This is a genomic window from Vibrio sp. 10N.222.48.A3, assembly GCF_041475345.1.
GTDB lineage: Bacteria > Pseudomonadota > Gammaproteobacteria > Enterobacterales > Vibrionaceae > Vibrio > Vibrio tasmaniensis_A.
This window is the reverse complement of record NZ_JBFRVX010001740.1, coordinates 1-539: the sequence shown is the minus strand read 5'-3', so window position 1 is coordinate 539 and position 539 is coordinate 1. Positions and strand designations below refer to the sequence as shown.

Sequence of the window (539 nt, the reverse complement as noted above, 5' to 3'; positions counted from 1 at the left end):
ATCATCAAGTTACGGGTATAAAATCGACACGTGAGCCGAATACTTATCTGTTTGCTTTCTCGGATTCTAAGTACACCAAAATAAATAAAATTCAGCTGAGTAACGATCCTGAAACTGGAGAGCTTAAGTATTATTCTACCGCTTGGTACAAAGAAGGCGATCATTTAAGTAACTTAACGAGCCAGGATATTTCCTCTGAGAGCGGGTTTAACCCCGTTAAAGTCTATGGCGCATATACGCTGTCGGATTTGAAAGTTGAACACCAGAAAGCGGTGACTATTCACGCCGTTGAAAAAGACCTTACAGAATATGAGTGGGTGACCTACGCTAACGGTGCGGTGATTGATGCTAAAGACGTGTCATTATCTGATGCAAAAATGGGTGGGCATGCTATCTCTTCGGATGGCTCGACTGTCGATGTCAAAGCAGTTAAATCGAATCGAAAAGCAAACACGTACGTCTATGCAAAAGTCTTGGGGTCATACACAAAAATAGTTGTCGTCGAACTTGCAAACGATCCCGATACCGGAGTACTAAGG

1 pseudogene is annotated in these 539 nt (G+C 42.7%); it reads left to right on the top strand.

The annotated features are described in order from the left end of the window. Positions 1-539 (top strand): annotated as a pseudogene (locus AB4653_RS28700) (MARTX multifunctional-autoprocessing repeats-in-toxin holotoxin RtxA); the annotation flags it as partial.